General features: G+C 58.3%; 20 protein-coding genes and 1 tRNA gene. 11 read left to right on the top strand and 10 right to left on the bottom strand.

Features of this window, described 5'->3' with window-relative positions; genetic code table 11:
* The 4 genes from JO972_RS10955 to JO972_RS10940 are packed head-to-tail and all read right to left on the bottom strand — an operon-like array spanning position 1 to position 3,667.
* Positions 1 to 297 carry a Dabb family protein gene (locus JO972_RS10955; protein ID WP_309490090.1) on the bottom strand — a complete coding sequence of 99 codons (297 nt, stop codon included), beginning with the start codon at positions 295 to 297 and terminating at the stop codon, positions 1 to 3.
* 50 nt (positions 298 to 347) lie between these two features.
* On the bottom strand, positions 348 to 1,571 hold the full coding sequence (locus tag JO972_RS10950; protein WP_309490089.1) for an FG-GAP repeat domain-containing protein: 1,224 nt from the start codon (positions 1,569 to 1,571) through the stop codon (positions 348 to 350).
* A gap of 19 nt (positions 1,572 to 1,590) precedes the next feature.
* Complete coding sequence (locus JO972_RS10945) at positions 1,591 to 2,790, bottom strand: Tm-1-like ATP-binding domain-containing protein (protein ID WP_309490088.1); 1,200 nt, start codon at positions 2,788 to 2,790, stop codon at positions 1,591 to 1,593.
* A gap of 4 nt (positions 2,791 to 2,794) precedes the next feature.
* Positions 2,795 to 3,667, bottom strand: coding sequence for a phosphoenolpyruvate hydrolase family protein (locus JO972_RS10940; RefSeq protein WP_309490087.1), 873 nt, complete (start codon positions 3,665 to 3,667; stop codon positions 2,795 to 2,797).
* Positions 3,668 to 3,855: 188 nt separating this feature from the next.
* On the opposite strand from JO972_RS10940, the gene JO972_RS10935 reads away from it, so the two are divergent.
* Positions 3,856 to 4,785, top strand: coding sequence for an AraC family transcriptional regulator (locus tag JO972_RS10935; RefSeq protein ID WP_309490086.1), 930 nt, complete (start codon positions 3,856 to 3,858; stop codon positions 4,783 to 4,785).
* 2 nt (positions 4,786 to 4,787) lie between these two features.
* On the opposite strand, the gene JO972_RS10930 is transcribed toward JO972_RS10935, so the two are convergent.
* Positions 4,788 to 7,841, bottom strand: a complete 3,054-nt coding sequence (locus JO972_RS10930) for an SNF2-related protein (RefSeq protein WP_309490085.1) — start codon at positions 7,839 to 7,841, stop codon at positions 4,788 to 4,790.
* Positions 7,842 to 8,030: 189 nt separating this feature from the next.
* On the opposite strand from JO972_RS10930, the gene JO972_RS10925 reads away from it, so the two are divergent.
* From JO972_RS10925 to JO972_RS10910, 4 genes are all read left to right on the top strand, one after another.
* Positions 8,031 to 8,828 carry a ParA family protein gene (locus tag JO972_RS10925; RefSeq protein WP_309490084.1) on the top strand — a complete coding sequence of 266 codons (798 nt, stop codon included), beginning with the start codon at positions 8,031 to 8,033 and terminating at the stop codon, positions 8,826 to 8,828.
* Between the two features lie 16 nt (positions 8,829 to 8,844).
* The gene (locus JO972_RS10920; protein WP_309490083.1) at positions 8,845 to 10,173 is read left to right on the top strand and encodes a mechanosensitive ion channel domain-containing protein; all 1,329 of its coding nucleotides are present in this window, start codon (positions 8,845 to 8,847) and stop codon (positions 10,171 to 10,173) included.
* Positions 10,174 to 10,323: 150 nt separating this feature from the next.
* A complete protein-coding gene (locus JO972_RS10915; protein ID WP_309490082.1) occupies positions 10,324 to 12,459 on the top strand; it encodes a PAS domain-containing protein in 2,136 nt (711 codons plus the stop codon).
* Between the two features lie 45 nt (positions 12,460 to 12,504).
* Positions 12,505 to 12,885 carry a response regulator gene (locus tag JO972_RS10910; protein WP_309490081.1) on the top strand — a complete coding sequence of 127 codons (381 nt, stop codon included), beginning with the start codon at positions 12,505 to 12,507 and terminating at the stop codon, positions 12,883 to 12,885.
* A 32-nt stretch (positions 12,886 to 12,917) separates the two neighbouring features.
* Here the strand turns inward: JO972_RS10910 and trpC are convergent, their stop codons facing one another.
* Positions 12,918 to 13,703, bottom strand: a complete 786-nt coding sequence (gene trpC / locus JO972_RS10905; protein WP_309490080.1) for an indole-3-glycerol phosphate synthase TrpC — start codon at positions 13,701 to 13,703, stop codon at positions 12,918 to 12,920.
* A gap of 150 nt (positions 13,704 to 13,853) precedes the next feature.
* Here trpC and JO972_RS10900 point away from each other — a divergent pair.
* The 3 genes from JO972_RS10900 (at position 13,854) to JO972_RS10890 (ending at position 16,166) form a co-directional block, all read left to right on the top strand.
* A tRNA-Gly gene (locus JO972_RS10900) sits at positions 13,854 to 13,928 on the top strand.
* A 359-nt stretch (positions 13,929 to 14,287) separates the two neighbouring features.
* On the top strand, positions 14,288 to 15,403 hold the full coding sequence (locus JO972_RS10895) for a lactonase family protein (protein WP_309490079.1): 1,116 nt from the start codon (positions 14,288 to 14,290) through the stop codon (positions 15,401 to 15,403).
* 28 nt (positions 15,404 to 15,431) lie between these two features.
* Complete coding sequence (locus tag JO972_RS10890; RefSeq protein WP_309490078.1) at positions 15,432 to 16,166, top strand: DUF6250 domain-containing protein; 735 nt, start codon at positions 15,432 to 15,434, stop codon at positions 16,164 to 16,166.
* 47 nt (positions 16,167 to 16,213) lie between these two features.
* On the opposite strand, the gene JO972_RS10885 is transcribed toward JO972_RS10890, so the two are convergent.
* Positions 16,214 to 17,758 (bottom strand): DNA recombination protein RmuC, encoded by a 1,545-nt coding sequence (locus JO972_RS10885; protein WP_309490077.1) that lies wholly within the window; start codon positions 17,756 to 17,758, stop codon positions 16,214 to 16,216.
* A gap of 180 nt (positions 17,759 to 17,938) precedes the next feature.
* Between JO972_RS10885 and JO972_RS10880 the strand changes: the two genes are divergently transcribed.
* Positions 17,939 to 18,595 carry a superoxide dismutase gene (locus JO972_RS10880; protein WP_309490076.1) on the top strand — a complete coding sequence of 219 codons (657 nt, stop codon included), beginning with the start codon at positions 17,939 to 17,941 and terminating at the stop codon, positions 18,593 to 18,595.
* An 86-nt stretch (positions 18,596 to 18,681) separates the two neighbouring features.
* On the opposite strand, the gene JO972_RS10875 is transcribed toward JO972_RS10880, so the two are convergent.
* From JO972_RS10875 to pabB, 3 genes are all read right to left on the bottom strand, one after another.
* Positions 18,682 to 18,909, bottom strand: coding sequence for a hypothetical protein (locus JO972_RS10875; RefSeq protein WP_309490075.1), 228 nt, complete (start codon positions 18,907 to 18,909; stop codon positions 18,682 to 18,684).
* Between the two features lie 110 nt (positions 18,910 to 19,019).
* Complete coding sequence (locus JO972_RS10870) at positions 19,020 to 19,757, bottom strand: alpha/beta fold hydrolase (protein ID WP_309490074.1); 738 nt, start codon at positions 19,755 to 19,757, stop codon at positions 19,020 to 19,022.
* Between the two features lie 12 nt (positions 19,758 to 19,769).
* Entirely contained in the window at positions 19,770 to 21,068 is a 1,299-nt protein-coding gene (gene pabB, locus JO972_RS10865) for an aminodeoxychorismate synthase component I (RefSeq protein ID WP_309490073.1), read from the bottom strand.
* A 117-nt stretch (positions 21,069 to 21,185) separates the two neighbouring features.
* Here pabB and JO972_RS10860 point away from each other — a divergent pair, with 117 nt between their 5' ends.
* Positions 21,186 to 22,412 (top strand): hypothetical protein, encoded by a 1,227-nt coding sequence (locus tag JO972_RS10860; protein ID WP_309490072.1) that lies wholly within the window; start codon positions 21,186 to 21,188, stop codon positions 22,410 to 22,412.
* Between the two features lie 150 nt (positions 22,413 to 22,562).
* Positions 22,563 to 24,107, top strand: a complete 1,545-nt coding sequence (locus JO972_RS10855) for an SUMF1/EgtB/PvdO family nonheme iron enzyme (RefSeq protein WP_309490071.1) — start codon at positions 22,563 to 22,565, stop codon at positions 24,105 to 24,107.
* The last annotated feature ends 19 nt before the right edge of the window (positions 24,108 to 24,126 follow it).

Below are 24,126 nucleotides of genomic sequence, written 5' to 3'. Positions count from 1 at the left end.
TTAGAGATCGAAATCAAAGACGACAAGGCGCTCGAGACGTGGCTGCACGAGATCGACCACTTTCAGGTGATCGGGGTGCGGCAGGTAGTTATCGCGATCTTCGGCGGTGTCGAAGGTCATGATAAAGCCGTGGGTGAAGCCATCGTTCAGTCCCTCGTCCGATTTATACGGTCCGTGCTCCACCGACTGCAGGCCGGGGATCTTGTTTTTCAAATCGACGAGTGCCTCAAAGGATTCATCGATCTGCTCTTGGGTGATTTCTGGTTTGAATTGGAATACTCCGAAGTGTCTGGTCATAATATAATTAAGTTACGGTTGGTTAGATACAGGGGATTTACAGGAGGTGTTTACTGACCGGCCTGGAGGAAAACGTAGGTGCCTTTCTTATTGGAAATCACGATGTCCTCTTTGCCGTCCGCGTTGAGATCGGCGGTGGAGATCTGGCGACCTACGCCGGAGTTATCATCGATGCGATGCGGAGTGAAGGTGGTGCCTTTTTTACCGCGTGTGGTGCGGAACCAATAAAGCACGGCAGGGTCCTTGGCGCCGGGGTCCTTGCCGTTGTGGGCGAAGTAACATTTACCGGTGATGATGTCCTTAATCCCATCGCCATCAATGTCCGCACAGGCCATGGCGTGGGGTTGGGAAAAGGAGAGAACCTTTGGATTGTTAGATGCCTTCTCCGGCATGATGAGATGCTGCTTGAAGGTGATGTTTCCATCAGCGGACTTGATCTGCTCATACCATGCCAGGCCGTAGCCGTGGGCATCAAGGGCGGTGACCACATCGGTATCGCCATCGCCGTCAATATCGTAGCCAAACATCTGCGAGCCTCCTTTCCCCGGGGCGAAATCGTAGGGGTGGAATTTCCACGCCGACTTCTTATCCCAGTTCTTCGGCTGCTGCCACCAGCCGGCTTTTTCGAGAATGTCCGGGAGCTGGTCGCCATTGACATCGGCCGCACCCAGTCCGTGGGAGTAAACCTTGAAGCGTTTATTTTTTCCCGAGACCTTGAACACCTTCCACGGAGCTTTGGGATCAGTGGTCGGCTCGGCAAGGGTGATGTGGTTTTGGGAAAAGGCGAGAAGCTGCTTGGCGTCACCGGGTAGCACCTTGAGCAGTTGGGGCGACTCGTTGCAGATGTGTTTCTGCGCCAGACAGTGCTCGCAACTGTGCTGGGTGTTGTCCGGCTCGTGCGCTTTCTCACCTGGATTGATCGCCAATTCAGCAGGTTTCGCAGGCAGGCTGACTTTCAGCACGTCTAACCATTTGTCATCGGTCACCTCGATAGGGAAGGTGAAGAAATACCTGGAGTATGCCGAGAGTCCCTTGCCAGTGATCGGATAAACCTGCACCGGCGCGTAGCTGAATGAATTTTTAAAATCCGGACCGCGCCACCATTTCGGACCCGCAATCACGTCCAGATGACCATCGGCATCGAGGTCCCCCACGGAGGCACCCTCCGACAGATACTCCTCCGACAGGGTGAGTTTCTTAAAGCTGACTTCGGCCTGGGCGACAGACGACCAGACCAGGGCGAGCGCCAAGGTGGCGGTGGATGTAAGTTTCATAAGTGGATGTAGCCTGAGCTTAGGCCTGTGCCATGAGCTCCAGTAGTTTGTGGGCAGCCGCCTTGGCGAAGGTTTCGCTATTGATGGCTTCATCGTAATCGATCACCTCCACAGTGGCATACTCGCGGATGGCTCCAAACAATGCCTCATCGGCCTCCGAATCATGAAACGGCTGCCCCTCGGCGGAGATTACACTGACCGTTTTCAGCGGGTTCAGAATGGCGGTGGGTGCCTGATTCGCATTGGCTTTCTCGGCGATGATTCTTCCTAACTGGGCACACTCTTCAGCATTGGTGCGCATCAGGGTGACCTGGGGGTTGTGAATGTAGAAAAGGCGATCGGCGTACTGCTCAGGGACCGTGTCGGGCTCGCCAAAGTTCGCCATGTCGAGGCAGCCGGGGGAAACCACGGCTGGGATCTTCGCCTTGCTCATCGCGTCCATGCGGGTGGGTCCGGCGGAAAGGGTCGCTCCTGTGAGTTCGTCCGCCCACTCGGTGGTGGTGATATCTAACACTCCCTTGACCATGCCCGACTCGATCAGCGCTTCCATGGTTTTGCCACCTGCACCGGTGGCGTGGAAGACGAGCACTTCGTAACCGGCGTCTTCTAACACGTCTTTGGCGATGTTGATACAGTCGGTGGTGTTACCGAACATCGACGCGGCGATGAGTGGCTTGTCATCGGAGGCATCGATCGTGGTTTCCACCATGCCACAAACGGCACCTGCGGCGCGGGCGAAGATCATTTTCGAAACTGAATTCAACCCGGCAACGTCAACGATCGAAGGGATCATGGTGATGTCCTTGGTGCCGAGGTAGTGTGCCGTGTTGCCTGAGGCGAGGGTGGAAACCATCACCTTGGGAAAACCGATCGGCAGCTCGCGCATGCAGGCAGTCGCAAGCGCGGTGCCACCGCCGCCGCCGAGGGAGATGATGGCATCAATGGCGCCCTTTTCCTGCAGCTGCTTCACCAGCACCGGTGCCGCCTCGGCCATGGCGACCACGCAGGCACCGCGGTCCTTAGCATCGAGCAATGGTTGCAGATCGAGCCCGGCGGCCTCGGCCACCTGATAGCGTGTGATGTCTGGCGTGACCTGCGGATCCGTGCCGGTGCCGAGGTCGATCAGGGTGACATCGTGACCACGGCGACGAATTTGATCGGCCACGAACTGATGCTCGTGACCTTTTGAATCGAGGGTTCCAATGACGGCAATATTCATCTGCTTACTTGATACGTTCCACTGGGATGGATTTGAACTCCTTGGTGAGGTCGGTGATCGAGCCTTCCACCGCCATGCGCTCGATCGATGACGCGCCGACGAAGCCAACGGTATCGGTGTGCTCATTGATGTAGGCGGCATCGGCCGGAGTCAGGATCGGGCCGCCGTGGGAGAGCACCAGGGTGTCCTTGTTCACCGAGTGGGCGGCTTCGCAAATGGCTTGGGTCGCCTGCGCCGCCTGGTCGAGCCCGATGGAGGCATCGCTGACCCCGATGGAGCCGCCGACGGTGCAACCGACGTGGGCGATGATGACATCCGCGCCGGCCTTCGCCATGGCAGCGGCCTCTTCCGGCTTGGCGACGTAGGTGATCGAGAAGATGTCCATTTTCTGGGTGGCGAGCTCGACGCAATCGATCTCTTTTTGCACCCCCATGTTAGTTTCCTCGATCGACTGACCGAACTGGCCGTCAACGATGGTGTGGGTGGGAAAATTATTGATGCCGGAGAAACCCATCGCTTTCACCTGCTGGAGGAAGTGCCACATCCGGCGGCGTGGATCGGAGGCGTGCACACCGCAGATCACGGGAACTTCCTCGACCACTGGCAGCACCTCGAACTCACCGATCTCCATGGAAATGGCATTGGCATCGCCATAGGCCATCATGCCGGCGATGGATCCCGCACCAGCCATGCGGAAGCGGCCGGAGGCGTAGATGATGATCAGGTCGGCGCCGCCTTTTTCGATGAACTTGGCAGAGATACCGGTGCCGGCACCCGCCACAATGATGGGCTCACCCTTGGACAGGGTGTCCTGCAAGCGTTCGTTGACTTCAGCGCGTGTGTAGGGATTTCCGACCCCCGTCCATGGATTAGGCATAATGATGAATGAGATTAATGAGTGTGAATGTAGAGGCCTATTTAACCCCAGAGCTCCGTGGAAGTTAAAGAGCATAATTCCCACATTTCGTTGCCAATAATACACCACTTGGCCCAAAGACAGAATTGATGATGGAAAATCCACGCCGAGCCAGTAGTATGGAAATCACCGTAGGTTCACATCCAGCTATGCCTCACTCTAAAAAACAGCCGACGTCAGCCGCGCCATCAAAGGCGGCACGGAAGTCCGGCGATTTCCGAATCATCGGAGAACAAACCGTGATGGAAGTGGTGCAGGCGGATGCCGAAACCGAACGCGAATGGCTGCTCGATAAACCCGTCAGCCCGCTGCTCGCCCAGCACAACATCGTGCACGCGGGGGTGATGCATGCCCAGTTTCCCTTCGAAATCTCACGCTCCAATCAATCCGGCACCTTTATGATGGCTTGCTTTTCCGGCGAGGGCCGGGTGCTCGCCGACGGTCGCTGGATCAAGATCAAAGCCGGCCAAGCCTGCCTGCTCCCGCCCTTCGTCGCCAATGCGCTGAAAAGCGTGAAGGGCACAACCTGGGAGTTCTGTTGGGTGCGCTATGTGGAAAACCGGGACTCCGCTCCCATTGTCTCGGCAAACTCACCTGTGCGCGGGGACTACGATGCCGAACCGATGCGTCACGCAGTGCGCGGCTTGATCGCAGAATGTCAGGCCGCCACCAGCCCAGCCTCCCAGCACCACTGGGTGCAGCTGATCCACGACTACGTGGTGCGCTTCGCCCAACCGCACCAGTCGGACGAGCGCCTGTGGAAACTTTGGAAGGCGGTGGAAAGCGATCTCGCCAAGGACTGGAACCTCAGCGCGATGTCCGAAAAAGCCTGTGTCAGCGAGGAACACCTCCGCAGGTTGTGCAAAAAACAACTCGGCCGCAGCCCGGTGCAGCACCTGACCTACCTGCGGATGCGACGCGCCAACGAGCTCTTGTCCGCCACCGATCTGAAAGTCGACGCCATCGCCAGCACCATCGGCTACACCAGCGGGGCGCACTTTTCCAATGCCTTCACCAAGTGGGTGGGCATCCGACCTTCCGAGTATCGCTTGGACCGACAAGAAAAGCCGAAGTCCTAGACTCAGCTCAGGAGGTCCAACATTTCCTGCTCGTTCAGACCATTCATCATCGGGCGTGCCTCATCGTCTGACTCGCCCATGGCGGCATCGATGACGCTGCGTTTTTTCTCCTGCAGCCGGAGGATTTTTTCCTCCACGGTGTCGCGGGTGATGAATTTGTAAATCGTCGCCGGTTTGGTCTGCCCGATCCGGTGAATCCGGTCGGCCGCCTGGGCTTCCACCGCCGGGTTCCACCAGGGATCGAACAGCACCACGGTGTCCGCCGCCGTCAGTGTCAAGCCGTAGCCACCCGCTTTCAGACTGATCAGGAAAACTGGTGGCCCGCTTGGATTCTGGAAACGGTCGACCTCTTTGCTGCGATCGCGCGTTGCCCCGTCGAGGTAGCAATGCTGGATGTTCTCCTTCTCCAGCTCGGCACGGATCAAGGCCAGCATGGAGGTGAACTGACTGAACACCAGCACCCGGTGGCCACCTCGCCCCGCTTCGCCTAACAGCTCCATCAGTCGCGCCAACTTCCCTGACACCTCGGCCAGTGACTTTTTCTTCAGCTGATCGTCTAACAATCGAAGATCACAGCAAGTCTGTCGCAACCTCAGCAGCACGGTGAGCATCTGCATCCTGGCACTATCGGCGCCCGATTTCTGGCGCAGCTCATCCACCTTCGCCGCGCCTTGGCGGAGGATCGCTTGGTAGCTTTCCTTTTGCAGCGCTGAGGGTTCGCACCAGACCACGCTTTCGATTTTGGCTGGAAGATCCTTGGCCACCAGCGACTTGGTGCGGCGCAGCATGAAGGGTTCGGTGCGCCAGCGCAGGCGCTGCATGGCGGCTCGGCTTTCCGGGCTCTGCGCTTCGGTGGCACAGGGGAGCTCATAGCGATTTTTAAAGTCCTCACGCCCCCCCAGATATCCGGGCAGCAGGAATTGGAAAATCGACCACAAATCACGCACGCTGTTCTCCACCGGGGTGCCGGAAATGGCGATGCGGGCGGCGGCATTGATCTTTCTCACCGCCTTGGCCGCTAGGGTGTCCGGGTTCTTAACGGCACTGGCCTCGTCCAGCACCGCGGCCCCGAATTCGATCTCCCGATACCGCGCGTTATCGCGATCCAAGAGGGAGTAGCTGGTGATGATGACGTCGGCCGTCGCCATTACCTCGAAGTAATTTTTGCGTTTGCTGCCGTGCATCACCAGCACCTTGAGGTCCGGCACGAACTTGGCTGCTTCATCGCGCCAGTTTCCCAACAAGGTTGCCGGGGCCACCACAAGCGCAGGCCCCTTGCCCTGCCAGAGTTTGAGAAAGGCAAGCGTCTGCAAGGTTTTCCCCAGCCCCATGTCATCAGCTAACAGCGCGGCACCTTCTCCCTGCGCACGGCGGTAAAGCCACTGCACACCATCCTTCTGGTAGCTGCGCAGCGTCTGTTCGAGATCGTCCGGTAGCGCCGGCACATCGACTTCCGGCTCGGCGCTTTTGCCGTCGGCCGCTTGGTAGTAGTTGTTCAGCCGCTTGAGATAGCCGACCTGGTTCGGTGGAAAGTAGTAGCGACCATTTTCCTGTTTCGGATCGGCGTCTAGCAACACCCCATCCATCACCTCGGTATCGAACTGGGAGATCACCGCTTTTCCGCCGCCGGGGAGCTTGATGCTGCGGCTGCCCGACTGCAAGAGCTTCCGCACCGCATTGCCATCCAAGGTTCTCTCGCCGCATTGCCAGGTGACATCGCAGGCCAGCCAATCCTGACCGGAGGCGATCTGTCCGCCGTCTGCCATCTCGAACTGCGGCACGATGCGTTCCAGTCGCTCCTCCACCCTGCCGAGTTTTTCCTCGGTATTGACCGTCCAAATCTTCCGTAGCGCCGGCAGCGTCACGGTGAGGAAATCGAGCACCTCATCCTCGCCGCGAAGGAAGAGAAAGCCGGACGCATCGAGGATTTCAAAACCCTGCCCCATCAGCCGGGAGATCGCTTCCTGCTCGTGTTCCTCATTTCTGACAAGCCACTGGTTCGGATCGTCATCGGAGCGACACGGAAAGGCGGAGGCCTCAGGGCTGAGGCCTAGAGCCACACTGACGGCGTCCGTGTAGCGAGCGCTCAATCTGGCTTGCAGGGCGCGGGTGGAGCCTGCGATCTCAAGCTCAATCTGCGGTGAGGCATCGCGCAGGTCGATGCCGCCCAGATCGGCTGGCAGCTGGTAGGCTTTTTCAATCGCTTCAAGCCGTTTGACGAAGGCCGCGGTGTCCAGCTCCATCCAATCGCCAGATGCGAGGTCGTCGAGGCTGAGCAGCTCACCGAGTCGGTTCTTATCCTGGCTGGCGGCGATGAGGAGTCGGGCGTTCTCCTCGTCCCACTGCGCCAGCGCATCGCCCAGCACGAAGATCTCGCCTGTTTCCAGATCCGCGAGACGCAGCCACAGGGTGTCGCCGCCGCTTTCCTGGTTGATCTCCATTTCCAGATGCGGACGCAGGGTCGCCTGATGGATCTCCATCGCTGAGGCACCTCGTGTCACCCGCTGGTGGCCAGCGACGGCGCGGAAAAAACCGGGCAGTTGCGACTCCTGGAGAGAAAGCATCGCGGCACCGGTCTGGCCGGTCTGTTTGTGCAGCCAGAGGGCGAGCAGCAGGTCCGGCTGCTGCACCGGCGTCGAGGGGTCGGCCGGGCGCAGGTGCACAGCGCGCAGCCCCTCGTGGGGGAACTTGGGGGAAAGGCGGATGTCCAGCGGCTGCATCTCGGGCATCGGCTGGGACGCCGGAGCTGAGCTCTTAGCGGGGGACTTTTTCTCCGGGGCGAGATCGGTGACGGCGGCGAGCAGGACGGCGGTGGCGTGCTCACACATGCCTCCGGTCGCGCGACTGACCGAACAGGGGCAAAGGTTCTTCACGTGATGGGGTCCGAGCACCTTGACCACCACCCGCATGGGTTTGCGTCCTTGCTGGAAGGTCCCTTGGAAGACATCCTCGCTGCGTTTCACCTGGCTGACCTTCCCCAGCTTCACCAAGGAGCGAGCCTCCTTGAAAACGCGGCCACCGGCGGCCTGGCCTATCCATTGTTCGGTAATTTCCATGGTTCTCGTGGAGCCGCAGATTGCCGCAATCGGCGTCCAGTGCAATGCCGCGTTTGCAGATCCAGCGTTTTTTATCTTTGGTGAAGCGCCGATATTGTGCATGTTTCACGACGCAGCCCCTTGCGGCCCGCCCAAGCTCCCAACGACACCCATCGGGATCCATTTTTGCTCATTTCTGCCTTTCGACCCATGAAAATCATTGCCACCGCCAACCAAAAAGGAGGCGTAGGAAAAACCACCACCGCCATCAACCTTTCTGCCGGACTCGCGCTCAAAGGACAACGTGTGCTGTTGATCGACCTCGATCCCCAGGCCAACACCACCAGCGGCATCGGCATCGAGCCGGACGGCACGGAGAGCATGTATTACCCACTGCTCGGCGAAGGTAGCATGGAGGAAAAAATCATCCCGACGCGCATGGAAAACCTCTCCCTGATCCCCTCCGGCATGGACCTCGCGGGGGTGGAGATCGAGCTGGCACGGATGGACGACCACTTACTGCGCCTGCGCAACCTGCTGGCCAACTCGAAGCAACACAACTCGTTCGACTTCTGCATCTTGGACACCCCGCCGTCGCTCGGCGTGCTGATGACCTCGGCACTGGCCGCGGCCGATGAGATCCTGATCCCGCTGCAGTGCGAGTGGTTCGGCCTCGAGGGCCTGGCAAAAATTGTCCAGGTCATCGAGCAAATCCGCGAGACCGGAGCCAATCCGGACGTCACCCTGGAGGGCATCCTGATGACCATGTATGACGGCCGCACCAACCTCTCACGCCAAGTCGTCGAGGAGGTTTCCAATTATTTCCCCGCCCAACTCTACAACACGGTGATCCCCCGCTCGATCCGTATCGGCGAGGCACCCAGCCACGGACTGACTGTCTTCGAACACGATCCCAGCGGTATCGGAGCCAAGGCCTATGGCGACGCCACCGATGAATTCCTCACTCGCCACTCGGTCTGCGGACCACCGCTGGCGGCACAAACTTAAGCCCCCCTTTCCGGCCATGACCCCTTGGCACCGACCCCTTCGGCTTCTCCTGCTCACCGCCGCCTGCCTGATCGCGGCATTCTCCGGCCAGCTGCACGCCCAAGAGGGTGGCATCACCGAGGAAAAAGTGGAGGTCACGCCGGTAACCGCCGACCAAAACATCAGCAAGCGCCTGCTGAATATCTACCAAGCCATCGGTGGCCTGGAAAACATCGAGGTCAGCACCATCAGCGGCGTAGTCATTCTCGAGGGCACCGTGATCGAGGGGGAATCTGCGGAAACGGCCGTCGCCTTGGCGGAAAAAACCGAGGGCGTCATCTTCGTCCGCAACCAGATCGAAACCAGCACCGAGATCTCCGGTCGACTCAGTCCGCTGCGGCAAAAGGCGCTCGTCTTGTGGCAGACCTTTGTCAAAAAACTTCCCCTCATCGGCCTCAGCGCGCTGATCGTAGCGGTCGCCATTTTCCTCGGTCGCTGGCTCACCTCGAGGGAGAAAATCTACACCAAGCTCGGCCTGCACGGCATGCCGGCGATGCTGGTAAAGCGCCTGATGCGCTTGCTCATCCTGCTGCTCGCCATTGCCTTGGCGATGGAACTGCTCGATGCCACCACCATGGTCACCGCCGTGCTGGGACTCGCCGGCGTGGCGGGCATTGCCATCGGTTTTGCCATGCAGGGGATCGTGGAAAACTACATCGCCGGCATGCTGCTCAGCGTGCGGAACCCCTTCGAGCTCGGCGACGCCGTGGAGGTGGGCAGTCGCAAGGGCACCGTGGTCCGCCTCACCTCCCGGGACACCGTGCTGATGACCGTGGACGGCAACCACCTGCGGGTGCCCAACGGCAAGATCCTGAAGGAAGAAATCGTCAACTTCAGCCGCAATCCGAAACGCCGCTTCGACTTCGCCGTGGGCGTCTCGGTAGAACTCGACCTGGTCCGCGTGAAACAACTCGGCATTTCCATCCTGCAAAAAATCGACGGCGTGCTCGACGACCCCAAACCGAGCGTCATCATCGAGGAACTCGGTGACAGCTCGGTGAAGATGCGCTTCTTCGGCTGGCTTGACCAGCGCCAGAGCGACTACCTCAAGGTGCGCAGCGAATCGATCCGACTGATCAAAACCAAGTTCGACCAGGAAGGCATCGAAATGCCGGAACCGATCTACCGCGTCATCAACCAGCCCCCTGCCAGTGGCGAAAATCGCTCGACCGCCTCCAGCCAGGGTGAGCCGTCCTTCGAGGACACCGACACCGGCAAGGACCTCGATCTGGAGGAAGCCGTGCGCGATGAGATCGCCAGCAACGAGGAGACCAACCTGCTTTCCAAGGACTCCACACAGCTCTAAACACGATTGCACCGTCACGTGTTAGATTGGGAAGATCACCTTCGTGGCACACCTCTTGCCAAGATGATGATTTCTAAATGACTGGAATCGTCGTGGCACCTGTGGTTTACTGATAGGGTGAATTTGGGAAATGATCGGCTGTTTGCACTCATGGGCGCTGTGGTGGCCATACTGTTAGTTGCCTTGGCTGTGGCTCAGGAAATTCCCGGCTGGGGCAGGTGGTGCTGCCTGGGGCTTGGGCTGGTTTTGCTAATGCTGATGGTAGGCGCTATTGGATCATCTCGGCTGGAACTGCTCGAGAGCCAGCAGGCGCTCAAGCGGGCCCGCAATCAGCGCGATGTCGCCGAGCGCTATTTCAACGCTCTGATGGATCACCTGCCGTCGTGGATTTATTTTAAAGACCGCGAGTCGAAATTCATCCAGGTGAACAAGGCGCTCGCCGATTATTCCGGCATGACCCCGGAGGAGATGATTGGCCAATCAGATGCCGAGTTCCTCGATCCGGAAAATGCTAAGAAAAACCGCGAAGACGAAATTCAAATCCTCGCCAGCGGCAAAGGCAAGGAACGCTTCATCGAGAAGGAGAACTTGGAAGGCGGAGGCGATGCCTGGGTGCTGACTTCCAAGCTACCCCTGCGCGATAAAAAAGGACGCACCATCGGCACCTTCGGGGTTTCCAGTAACATCACGGAGATGGTGGAAGCGCAGAATGCCCTGGAAAAGGAACGCAACACCTTGAGGACCCTTCTCGACAGCATTCCCGACGGGATCTACATCCGCGACGATCGCGGCAAATACAGGGTCGCGAATAAGGCGCTGGCCGAATTTGTCGGCGCTGAGAGCCCGGCCGACGTGGTGGGGAAAACTCCCTACGATTTTTTCCCCAACGAACATTCATCGCGCTTCTTGGCCGACGATAAAGCGGTTATGGACAAGCAGGAAGTGGTCGTCCACAACACCTACAAAATGCTGAACTCCAGCGGTGCCAAACGTCATATCATCACGACCAAGGTCCCGATCAAGGACAAGGACGGTCAGGTCTCCGGCATTCTGGGCATCAACCGCGATGTCACCGAACAGGAGAAGGCCCGCGAAGCGCTGCGCCAGACGGAACACCGGATGCAGGAAATCGTCGATAACAGTCCCTCTCCGATGTATGCCAAATCCGTCACCGGCAAATACCTCATGGTCAACCGCCGCTTTGAGGAGCTTTTCAACGTCAAGGCCGCCGAGGTGGTGGGAAAAACCGATCTCGAGGTGATCGGCGATTCCAAGGTCGTCCAACGCTTGCAGAAAAATGACTCCTTGGTGATCAAGCGGGGCGAGCCGCTGCAGTTTGATGAAACTCTCACCGTCAAAGATGAGCAGCGCAATTATGTGTCGATGAAGTTCCCCATGCGCGACCTGCGCGGCGACATCTACGCCGTCGGCGGCATCTCCACCGACATCACCGTGCGCAAGCAGGCGGAGAAGGAATTGCAGAAGCTCAACCAGGAGCTGATGCAAACTCACGAAAACCTCACCAGCGCCCACGAACAGCTGATTCAGGCGGAAAAAATGGAATCGGTAGGCCGTCTGGCCGCCGGCGTGGCCCACGAGGTGAAGAACCCGCTGGCGATGATTGGCATGGGCCTAGAGCTGCTCGCACGCCGACTTCCAGAGGACGACAGCAAGGGCCAGGACACCATCGAACGGATGAAACGCGGCATCGATCGGGCGAAAAAAATCGTCCGCGGTCTGGTCGACTACTCATCGGATCGGCGCATCGATTTACAAAGCCATGATCCTAACAGGCTGGTGACCGAAGCGCTGGAATTGATCGAATACCAACTGGTGAAAAGCGGTATCACCATCGATTTCACCCCCGGTGAGAACCTACCCAACGTCGAGGCCGATCAGACCAAGATCGAGCAGGTGCTGGTGAATATTTTCATCAATGCCATGCACGCCATGGAAGGCGGCGGCACCCTAACCATCCGCACCCAGCTGGTGAGCATGGAAAATGTCGCTCATGACGAAGGGTCCCGACTGAAAGAGCGGATCCGTGAAGGCGACCAGATGATCCGCATCCATGTCACCGACACCGGCAAAGGCATCCCCGAAGAAGTGCTTAACAAGTTGTTCGACCCCTTCTTCACCACCAAAGCCACCGGCAAGGGCACCGGGCTGGGCCTCACCGTCTCGCGGAAAATTGCCGAGCTTCACGGCGGCGAGCTGCTATTGGCCAACCGCGATGACTGTCGTGGCGCCAGTGCCACCCTGACCCTGAAAGTGATGAAAGAATAGCGTTCTAACTTGATTGCCCAGAGAAACCGAGCGAGAGTGTTATGTATGAATGAAAATCCCAAAATCCTATTAATCGACGACGAAGTTGATTTCACCACACTGCTGGCAGAGAACCTGGAGGCATCCGGTTATCAGGTCACCCAGATCAACGACCCGCGGGAGGCGCTCGAGACCGCGCGCAACCTGCAGCCTGACATCTGCATCATTGATCTGGTCATGCCCGGGATGGACGGTGGCGATGTGGTCAGTGCGATCCGTTCGGATTTTATGTTAGCCAAAACACCCGTGCTCATGCTCACCGCACTGGTGGAGGAAAACCCGGATAACCCCGGCGGCATCCAGATGAATGGCGGCCTTCCCTTTGTCAGCAAGACCTCCGGTCTGGATGACATTCTCAAGGCCATCCAAGCGCAGCTGAGCGACTAAGTTGCCCACTGCGCACCGTGACGACGACCCGACTACGGCAGGCGGATATCCAGCCACTGCTGCATGGTTTCTGCCGGATTATTCGCCTTCATCAGCGTTTCGCCCACCAGCACAGCATTGGCACCGGCTTCTAACACCCGGAGGCAGTCGGCCGCCGTTTTGATACCCGACTCACTGACTAACAGAACATCATCACCCACCTCGTCGGCAAGTTGTTCGGTCGTGGCGAGGTCGGTTTTGAAAGTTTTCAGGTTGCGGTTATTGATCCCAATCAGATCGGCACCCAGGTCGAGTGCTCGCTCCATTTCTTCGAGATCATGCACCTCCACCAGCACATCGAGCTGGAAATCGAGTGCTTCGCGGTGCAGACGTTTTAATGTCTCCTGATCCAAAGCGGCCACAATCAGCAGAATGGCATCCGCCCCTGCGATGATGGCTTCGTAAATCTGGATTTCGTGACAAATGAAATCTTTGCGCAGTAGTGGAATGTTAGACGTTGGTGAAATTTTCGTTAGATCAGCGAGTGATCCCTTGAAATACTTCTGATCCGTTAACACGGACATGCAACTGGCTCCTCCATCGATATACATATTCGCCTGACGCAGAGGATCGAAGTTAGGATCGATAATGCCAGCCGACGGCGACGCCTGCTTCACCTCGGCAATGATGCCCAAGCGATCGGGCCCACGATCCAATGCCGTGCGGAATCCGCCGAAGTCGTTGCGCTCCAGTGCCGCGGCACGATATTTCTCCAGCTGAGGCAGAATCTGCTCCACCTCACTTTGCTTGTGCTGCATGATCTCGCTGAGGATGTCCATGCACGTTCTTTATGTTCTCCTCACCAAAATCCAAATACCAAACGAAAAAAAATCGCATTTTCACTAAAAAAGATCTTGTCAGAAGTTGATCTCAGTGTAAATAACCCCCGCGCAAGCAAGCGAACTGGCAACGGTTCATCAAATTGTGACGCGGGTGTAGCTCAGTGGTAGAGCGCGACCTTGCCAAGGTCGATGTCGACGGTTCGAATCCGTTCACCCGCTCCATTTGAAACTAGCTTTTTGATTTCTAACGTTACCCACACCGGTAACGTTTTTTTGTGCCTTGGTGAACGGATGAGAACGCAGTTCGAGCGCACCACGCAGTGCCGTGCATCACGGCTTTCTCCCCCCACAGTTTCCCAAGAAACTGACTACCCAGCACAGCCCCCAGGCAATCCGTTCACCCGCTCCATTTGAAAAAACATTCATTGATTTCTAACGTTACCCACACCGGTAACGTTTTTTGTGCCCTGGTGAATAGATGAGAACGCAGTTCGAGCGCCCTCTCCGTGGTATGACATCCTTGCTTGGGGAGGATCTCCTTTTTTGATGTCTCTGAGGGCAGCAGCTAGTATGCTTGCGCCATGAAGCGATTCCTCACCGCCCTCCTCCTGAGCAGTAGCACCCTGATGGCCGCGGCGGCCGATGATTCCACCCGGGTCTATCTGGGCACCCGAGGTGGCGGGGTTTTCACCACCGAACTGAACAACACGACCGGCGCACTGACGCCAGCCACTCTGGCAGGCAAGGTGAAGGATGCCGGATTCATCTGCATGCACCCCAGCCAGCAATACATCTACTCCACCGCCCAGTTAGAAGATGGTCAAGGCGCGGTGTTTGCTTGGAAAATTGGCGACGATGGCAAGCTCAACAAGATCAGCGAGCAAGGCGTCGGCGGCAAAAGCCTCTGCCACATCAGCCTGGACGCCAGCGATCGAATGCTGATGGGTGCCAATTATTCGGAAGGAAAAATCGTCTCGTTACCGGTCGGCAAAGACGGCAGCCTCGGCAAGCTGGCCTCCCTGCACCAGCACGAAGGATCCAGCCAGCACCCGAACCGTCAGCAGCAAGCGCACGCACACTCGATCTACCACGGACCGAACAACCGCTTCGCCTACGCCGTGGATCTCGGCATGGATAAAATCATCACCTACGCCATCGACCCCGAAAGCGCGAAACTCACCAAGGTGGGCGCTACCGAAGCTCGGCCTGGTGCGGGGCCCCGACACATGAAGTTCGGCAAAGATGGCAAACAAGCTTACGTCCTCAATGAACTCAGCGTGGACATCTCGGTTTACGATCGAGATCCCAGCAGCGGCCAACTCAGCCGCAAGCAGGTGATCAGCACGATGCCGGACGGGGCGGACAAGACCAAGGTCACCTGCTCGGAAATCCGCGTTTCCAAAGACGGCCAGTTCGTCTACGCCGCCAACCGCGATCTCACCAAGCAAGGGCGAGATTCCATCGCGGTTTTCAGCGTCGGTGAGGAAGGGAAGCTGACCCGCATCCAGAATATCCATGCGGAAGTCTGGATCCCCCGCAACATCAATCTCGACCCCAGCGGCCAGTGGTTATTGGTCGCCGGTCAGCGCTCTAACAACGTCACCGTTTTCAGAATCGATCGCACCACCGGCAAGCTCAGCTTTAGCGGTCACCAAATCGAAGTGCCCTCCGCGATGTGCATCGAGTTCCGCCAATAAGCTCCCCCATTCCAACCCCCAATTCCCCATGCCCACACGACGTCAGATGCTTCAGTCGATCGCCCTCGCTGCGGTCACCACCTTCATCTCCAGCCCGCTGCTGGCCGAGCCTTCCCAGACTAGCAAGCCACTCCACCACGATGACTTTTCCGGCGACCTCTCGAACTGGCTGGTGCAGCAACAAGCCGGCGGCAGCGTTCGCATCAATACCAAGGGGCAGATGGAAATCATCGATCGCTCAGGCTGCACGATCTGGTTCAAACACAAGCTCAGCACGCCCTTGGTGATCGAGTATGATGCCACGGTGTTGCTGAAAAAAGATCCCGATGGGAAAAAGGCGGACCGTCTGAGTGACCTCAATTGTTTCTGGCTGGCGACCGATCCCAATGCTCCCGATGGATCTGCCCTCAACAAACAGCGCAGCGGCAAGTTTTCCGACTACGATGACCTCAAGCTCTACTACGTTGGCTACGGTGGCAATCGCAACACCAGCACCCGCTTCCGCCGTTATCCGGGCGATGGCAGTCGCCCCCTGCTCCCCGAGCACGACCTCAAAGACGCGCGCTACCTCAACAAACGCGGCAAAACTCTGCGTATTAAAATCATCGCCGATGGCAAAACCACCAGCTACTCACGCGATGGAGAAGTCATCTTCAAGCTGGAGGACAGCGACCCTCTCACGAGTGGGCATTTCGGTTTCCGCACGGTGAACAGTCACCTGCTGATCGATAACTTCACGGTGAGCCGCCTCCCTCGAAAGTGAGGGCGATATCCGATCAAAAACGCCAAGCTCCGCACTGATCGATTTTCCTACTCAAATGCCGATCTCAGATCGTCTGCGGCAGAGCTGGGGTCAGGCTGATTCGAATCGCCGGGGCTGGTGAAACCCTGGAAGCCGAAGGCTTTGTCCTGGTGATCGCTGTTGGCGATGGCGAAGTCTTCGCCGCTGGGGATTTCCGGGTTCTCGTAAACCGGCAGATCGGAGCGGATCTCACGGGGAACCGACTCCAAACCTTCGACCACTTCGATCTGGCTGCTCTCCGGAGAGGCGCCCAGGGCTTCGAACTTGCGGGCGCCGGTGAGGATTCTGGTTTCCAACGAGCCCACCGTTTTATTGTAATCGCCAACGGCCGAGTTCAGGCTGCGACCCAACTTCTGCACGTGACCGGCGAAGGCACCGAGGCGGGTGTAGAGCTCGCGACCGACTGCCGAAATCTCACGTGCATTCTGCGCCAGCGCCTCCTGACGCCAGCCGAAGGAAACGGCGCGCAGCAGCGCGATGAGCGTGGTGGGAGTGGCGAGGATGACGCCTTGATCGACACCTTGTTCGATCAGAGTGGAGTCCTCGGCAAGGGCAGCGGAGAAGAAGGCCTCGCTGGGGAGGAAAAGGACGACAAATTCCGGAGTGGTCGCGAACTGGTCCTGATAGCGTTTGCTGCTGAGCTGTTGGATGTGGTTGCGCACCTGGGCGGCATGACGCGCCATGGCCGTGGCACGCTGGTCATCATCATCGGCTTCGATGCCGTCAAGGTAGGCATCCATCGGGGCTTTGGAATCGACCACAATCTGCTGGCCACCCGGGAGCTTGACGATGAGGTCTGGACGCAGGCGTTTTCCTTCGTCGTTGGTGGTCGTGGTCTGCGTTTCGAAGTCGCAGTGCTCCTGCATGCCTGCCATTTCCACCACCCGGCGCAGCTGCATCTCGCCCCACTGACCTCGTCCGGTCGGTTGCCGCAGGGCCTTCACCAGCTTGGAGGTTTCTTTCTGCAGGCCAAGGTTGGCCTCGGTGATGTGCACGATTTGCTGTTTCAGCGCCTGCTTGTCGCCCTCGCGCATCTTCTCGCTTTCGGAGATCTGGTTTTGAACTTTTTCCAGCGTTTGGGAGATGGGTTTTACCAGCTGTTCGACCGCAGTCTTGCGTTTCTCCAGCTCGCTGGACGCCTCCTGCTGCTGCACCTTCAGGCTGTTTTTCGCCATCGAGAGGAACTGGTCTTGGGTCGATTTCAGAGCATCGGCGGAAAGTGCTTTGAAGGTATCGGTCAGACGGGCCTCCGCCTTTTCCAACATCGCTTGCTTCTCGTCCGCTGCTTTTTTCTCCTCCTTCAAACGCACCTCGAGTTCGGTGCCGGTCTGGCGGAGGGCTGACTCCACCACCTGAAGGTCATCGTATTTCTTGCGCAGAGTTTCGAGATCGTGGATCAGCTGTTGGTTTTTCTCGCTGGACGACAACAGCTTCTCGGCGGCCACGCTAGCCTGGGACTTCACCTTGGCGTTCATCAGCAGCCAGGTAATAATAAATCCGGTGAGCAGGCCCACTCCGGTAGTAATGTAAGGGAGCAATTCAGGTGTGATCATAAGAGGAAAATGAAGAATGAGATTCGAGCAGGCAGCAGGCGCTGCACAGAGTTTTACTTGCGATGACACTTAGCTACGTCATAGTACCCGCGTCGACAGCGTTTGCTGCTAACGGATGAATAATCCCGCACGAAGCCAAAGACAACCCAACAACTTAAAAACCTATCTAACTTAAATATTATGGCCCACGAACTACCAGAACTCGGATATTCCTTCGACGCGCTCGAACCTCACATCGACGCCAAGACCATGGAAATCCACCATGACAAACATCACCAAGCCTACGTCAACGGACTGAACGGTGCACTTGAAGGCAAGGAAGATCTCGAAGGCGTTTCCGTAGAAGCTCTGATCCAGAACCTCGATAAGCTGCCAGCAGACATTCAAACTCCTGTGCGCAACCACGGTGGCGGACACTTCAACCACAGCCTTTTCTGGAAAGTCATCGCTCCCGGCGGTGCTTCCGCTCCATCCGGCGATCTGGCCGAAGCCATCGACAGCTCATTCGGCTCCCTGGACGCCATGAAAGAAGCATTCGGCAAGGCTGCAGCCACTCGTTTCGGTTCCGGCTGGGCGTGGCTCATGGTAAAAGAAGACGGCTCCCTGGGAGTCGGATCCACCGCCAACCAAGACAACCCACTGATGGGTGACTTCGTCGGCGCCTGCGGTTGCAAGCCCATCCTCGGACTCGACGTCTGGGAACACGCCTACTACCTCAACTACCAGAACAAACGCCCTGACTACATCTCCGCATTCTGGAATGTGGTGAACTGGGACGTGGTCGCTGAGAACTTCTCCAGCGCCAAGTGCTGCGGTGGCGGTTGCGGATGCAGCTAGTCGACCCGATTATCGATCCTACAAAAAAGCGCGGCCTGTCACCAGGTCGCGCTTTTTTTTGTGAATGATAATCGCCAGTTTAGGAATTACTGGTCGTTGCCCACGGCATCAACCTCGGCAGCTGGCTCGTTCAGGGCACCAAGTTCGGCGTCCTCTTCAGGCTGGGGAGCTTCATCGGTGAGACCGCTGAGGCCCACGGTGCGGGTCGCCATTTGCACGGCACTGGCTGGAATTTTCAGCAGGCTGCTGAGCAGGGAGCATGATGGGGTCAGAGCCAGCAGGGCGGCGACAAATAGTAGGGAAATAGAACGCATAATAAAAATAGGTGGTGGTGAGGCGGTAGGGCAGCACCCTAGTGATTCATGCCCAAGCGTCAATCTAATTAGAAAGTCGGCATCGCCGCCAAGCCCCATCACCAGCGGATTCAGCCGCCTTGGAGAAAGCGTATGCACTCCTCGATGGTGCGCCTTTTCTTCATGATCACCGGATGCGAGCAGGCCAGCACGATATGGCGTTTCATGCCCGTGGCCTTGGTATTTTCCACCGAGACTTTACCGTCGTCCGGGCCGGGGATCATCAGGGAATTGATCGGGTTCACCGATCGCCGACCAGCAATAATCAGAGTCTCGTGGGTGAGCGCGGGCAGTTTGGCGGCGAGCGAGCGCGGGTCGGTGCCCAGGGTGCTCCCAGCCGGGCCGTTTACGGCTTTGAAAATAGGCCGGTCGACCAGATTATCCACCACCTCACTCCCTTGATTCGGAGGGGCCAGCTGGATCAGTCGACCCGCTTCCTTGGGTGGTTCAACCACCAGATGGTAGCGAGCCAGCATCGCGCCCATTGAGTGGCCGATGAAGTGGATTTTGCGCGCGCCCAGCTGCCTGCATTTCGCCACCGCCTCACGCAGCGAGGTGCCTGAGAGCTCTGGAACGGTGCGCTTGGTCGATGGATAACCGGTGTTGCAGGTTCCGTAGCCTTCCTCCTGCAATGCCTGCGCCAGCGGTTCCATGGATTGGGGCGACCGGGCCAAGCCGTGCAGCAAAATCACATACTCCCCATTCTTGGCGGGCGTGACCTCGTGTTCGGTGACACTGGGCGAGCAGGCGGACCATGCCAGCGGCAAGGTGATAAACAGGAAAATCCGGACGGCGCAGCGTGAGGTCATCGGTAAGTGTGATTAGGAGGAAAGATCCGGCATCGACGTCTGAAACTGCTCGATAGCCAGTCGGATCCCCTTTGCCTTGTCCAAGGTCTCTTGATACTCAGCGGCGGGATCCGAGTCGGCAACGATGCCCGCTCCCACATGGTAGTGCAAGGTCTCGTTTTCCCTAACAAGAGTGCGGATGGGGATGTTAAACTGACTTTCCCCATTGAAACCGAGGTAGCCGATCGCCCCTGTGTAGAGTCCGCGCGGCACCGGCTCCAGTTCCTCGATGATCTCCATGGAGCGCTTCTTCGGGGCTCCGGTAATACTCCCGCCGGGGAAACAGGCCGCCAGGGCATCGAGGTGGTCGATTTCCTCCCGCAGCGTCCCGGTGACGGTGGAAACCAGATGATAAACTTGCTCCAGCTTCTCCAGCGCCAGCATGTCGGCCACCCGGACCGAGCCAAATTCACAAACCTGCCCGAGATCGTTGCGCTCAAGATCGGTGATCATGATGAGCTCGGCTTTCTCTTTCTCGGAGGCCAGTAGCTCGCTGGCGGAGGCGGCGTCGCGTTCTGGATCAGCATAGCGCGGACGGGTGCCCTTGATCGGACGGGTCTCGATTTGCCGCCCACTCATGCGCAGGAAAGTTTCCGGCGACGACGAAAGGACCTCGCGCTCCGCCAACTTCATCCAGATGGCCAATGGCGAGGGAGTGCGCTGCCGCAGCTGCTCGTAGAGAGGAAAAAGCGACCCCTCTGCGTGCGAAAGCGGGGCCGAGAAGCGCTGGGTGAGGTTCACCTGGTAGATATCGCCAGCGGCAATGTATTCGTGAATGCGGCGCACCCCATCTTCATACTGCGCCTTCGTGGTCGACGGTGTGAACTCGCTGATGGCAGGCAATGAGGATGGGGCCGCAGGCTCACGCAGTTCCTCACTGAGCCGACCGCACTGCCACCAGCATTGGCGGTCGTGCTGATAGATCAACATTTCCGGATAGATGCCAAAGCAGAACGCCCCTTCGTAATCAATCCAGCCACAGGCACCTCCAGCTGGAAAGCCCAGCGATGGGGCGTGCACCTGCCAACCGGCCAATGCCTCGCGCAGACGCTGCACATCCGCCGCCTGATGAATATCACCGGAAATCAGCTGCCGCGGTCGGGCAGCCACGATGGATACCGGAGCATGACTGCGGGAGGGCAAGTTCCCGGAGGTGTCAAAAAAGGTGATCCCCGGCAGATGCTGCAAGGCCGCCGCCACCTCGGCCGGAGTCATCTCCAGCTCAAGCGGACGGGGCGGTTCAACATTTCCTGAACTCGTATCTTGCGGCATGCCTATGGCCAATGAAGGTGGAAAGCCCTGTCTGCGCAAGGATTCCTTTGTCCCCCACCGTGGAGATTTTCCCGTATTGACATCGGCGGAGGGGATTTCCTAGAGTGCCCGCCACCTATGAGTCAATCCACTCGCGCACAAGTGACTGATCACCAGTCGGCTAATGCGCCCTCTCCCAGTCGTCACCGGCGACCCACCTTCCCCATCGCTTGCTGGCTATTGGCGCTGATCGCCTTTGCCCAGTTGATCACCGTGGGGACCGCCCTGACCGTGCGCAGCGGGCAGCCCTTGGAGGTGGCGCAGGTTGAGGAACGGCCTCGAGTTACAGTGAGTGCCGCTCCGAAGCCTATCGAACCGCGAACTCTGGCCGAAATCCTCGCCAGCGTGTCAGATACTCCGGCCGATTACCCACCGGCACCACTGAGAGTGCCAGCCACCCCAGCCCGCCCACGCCCGGCGATCCCCGCTCCAGCACTCCCTGCCGAGCTGATGAACATGCACCAGCCGATTGCCAACCCTCGGGTGGAACGCTTGGTGCAAGAAGCGCGATCCATCCAACTCGATGGCGATGTCATGCGGGCGATGCTGAAGCTGGATGAAGCTGGCAGGATCGATCCTGCCGAGCCAGCAGTCATGTATCACAAAGCGCTCTTGTTCGAAGACATGGGAATCTATCCCAAGGCGGCCGACCACTACCAACAGATCCAACAAATGGGGATCAAAGCCGGCGTCTTTTATCGCCTGGCCGCCGCCAAATTAATCAAGGGAATGGGCATGGGCACGCAGAAAAACGCCATCGCTATCGGCCCGATGAAAACACGCAAGGCCAGGGGACCACTCGCAGGTCGTCACGTCGATGTTTCGATCACTCTGCTGGCGCGCCCAGATAAGGTGATCAACCCGGACGACGTCGAGGTGCAAGTGCACTTCTATGATCGTGTGAACGGCGGGGAAATTGTCAAAGCCGATACCAATGCCGTGATCACTCCTGCGTGGGGCGATAACCAAGTCGATTGGCAAAACCCCGGTAACGAAGAAACCTTGCAGGTGTCCTACGCCATCCCCGAGGCGGACTTGGCAGATGCCCATTTGTTAGGTCGACGCGAATTCTACGGTTACGTGGTGGAACTCATTTATGAAGGTGAAGTGATCGATCAGCAAGCCCATCCCCGCCGACTCAATGCGGTGCACGGTGGGAAAATGCGCCCTCTCCCCGAACCTCGCCCTGGCGACCCACTGGACGACCTCCCGCTCGATCTTCCACTGGACAACAACAGCCTGCTGCCGGACCTCAACGGCGGCTATGGAGACGATCCACGCCTGCCCCCGCTGCCAACACGCTAACAGGCCACCTTGTCTAACCGGAAAAACAGCCAGAGAGGTCTACATGTCAGAAATCGGGTGGAAATTTCCCCTAATCCTCTTTGCGTGTATATGGGGATAGGCTAGCATGCGCGGGACTTGAGCCTCGCCAGGCAGTCCTATCCTCACACCATGTCCACAGATACTCAAAATGCGCTGACTCCCGAAGACCTCACCGAAGGCCGGGAGATGGGTGATTACAAGATTGGCAAGCTCATCTATCAGGGCAAGGCGACCGCTACCTGGCACGCCACACAGGTCTCCGTGCAGCGCGAAGTAATCATTTGCAATCTCTACGGAGAACAACGTAATGACCCCACACTCACCGAGCCTTTCCTTGAAGATGTGCGAGCCAAGGCCACGGTTGATCACCCGCTGATCAGCTCAGTGTTAGAAGCCATCCACTCTGAGGGACAATGTTTCTTTGCCCGCGAAAAACTCCCCGGTCAGCCACTCAGCGAGCATTACGAGCAGGGGCTCAGTATTCCGCCACTGCAGATGGCACGCATCATTCGCAGCCTGGCCGATACCTCTAAAAGTCTAGAAAGCCAGGGGATCGCCACCCTACCGCTGACTGCCCATGATGTCATCATCGATGAAAAGTTCCACGCGCGACTCGTCAACATGGCGATTAGTGGCGAGCCAGACCCATCAGTTGCCACGCAGGACAAGCAACTGTTAGGTCAGTTACTGCGGGACTTGCTGACGCCGAACCAACCGGGCTCGACCCGCACCGACTCGCTACTCGGCTTCATGGCAGACGGCCACCGTGACCAGCCATTGAGCTGGGATCAAATCTACGAGCTGGCCGACGGCATCGAGCGCCAGCTGGCCGAGCCAAGAAACAAGGCCAAGATTGCTAGCTCGACCATGCCGATGCGGCCGCTCATTTCCAGTGCCACTATCGCCAAGATCGCCATCGCCGTGGCCACCCTCGCGATTGTCATTGGCCTGGTCTATTACCTCTCTAACCGCAAAGTCGCCCCACCTGAACGCCAGCTCGAGGACCTCGTCCGCATCCCCGCGGGTCAATACCCCGGACCACTGGGCACGACCGTAACGATGAATGAATTCTGGATCGGTGCGCATGAAGTCACCATCGGCGAGTATGCCAAATTCCTCAACGCCCTCTCGGTCATCAGCCCAGAGCAACGCGCCGTCTATCAGCACGACGACCAGCCAGAGGAAAAAACCGACCATCTCCCGGACGATTGGGACTCGCTCTACGCCGAAGCCAGCGCCGGAGGTCAATGGAATGGCCTGCCGGTGGACCTGAACTACCCGGTGGTAGGAATCGACTGGTGGGATGCCTATGCCTATGCCGAGTGGAAAGGCCACCGCCTGCCAACACGTGACGAGTGGTATGGCTCCTGTTCTGCCGGCGCGGACCCTGCCAAACTAGGCGGCACCGGCTGGAAAGCGGTCGATCAAACGGAAAAAACCTCGCTCGGTGTCCACGGCATGGCAGGCAATGTCAGCGAGTGGACTCGCAAGGCGGTCTTCGACCCCGCCGATCCCTCGAAGCCGGCCCGCTTCATCCTCTGCGGAGCCTCCTACCTGAAGCCCAAATACGGCGCCCGCGCCCACGAGTGGGTGGACGATCGTAGCCTGCGCCGCCCGGACCTCGGCTTCCGCACCTGCGGAGTCTCCCCTGAACGCAGCTCAGAGGGTGATTGACGGCAGGCCCTGAATTTCC

The sequence above is a fragment of the Oceaniferula flava genome (assembly GCF_016811075.1).
Classification (GTDB): Bacteria; Verrucomicrobiota; Verrucomicrobiia; order Verrucomicrobiales; family Akkermansiaceae; genus Oceaniferula; species Oceaniferula flava.
Note: the sequence above shows the minus strand (reverse complement) of the source record. Positions and strands in the feature narration are given on the sequence as shown.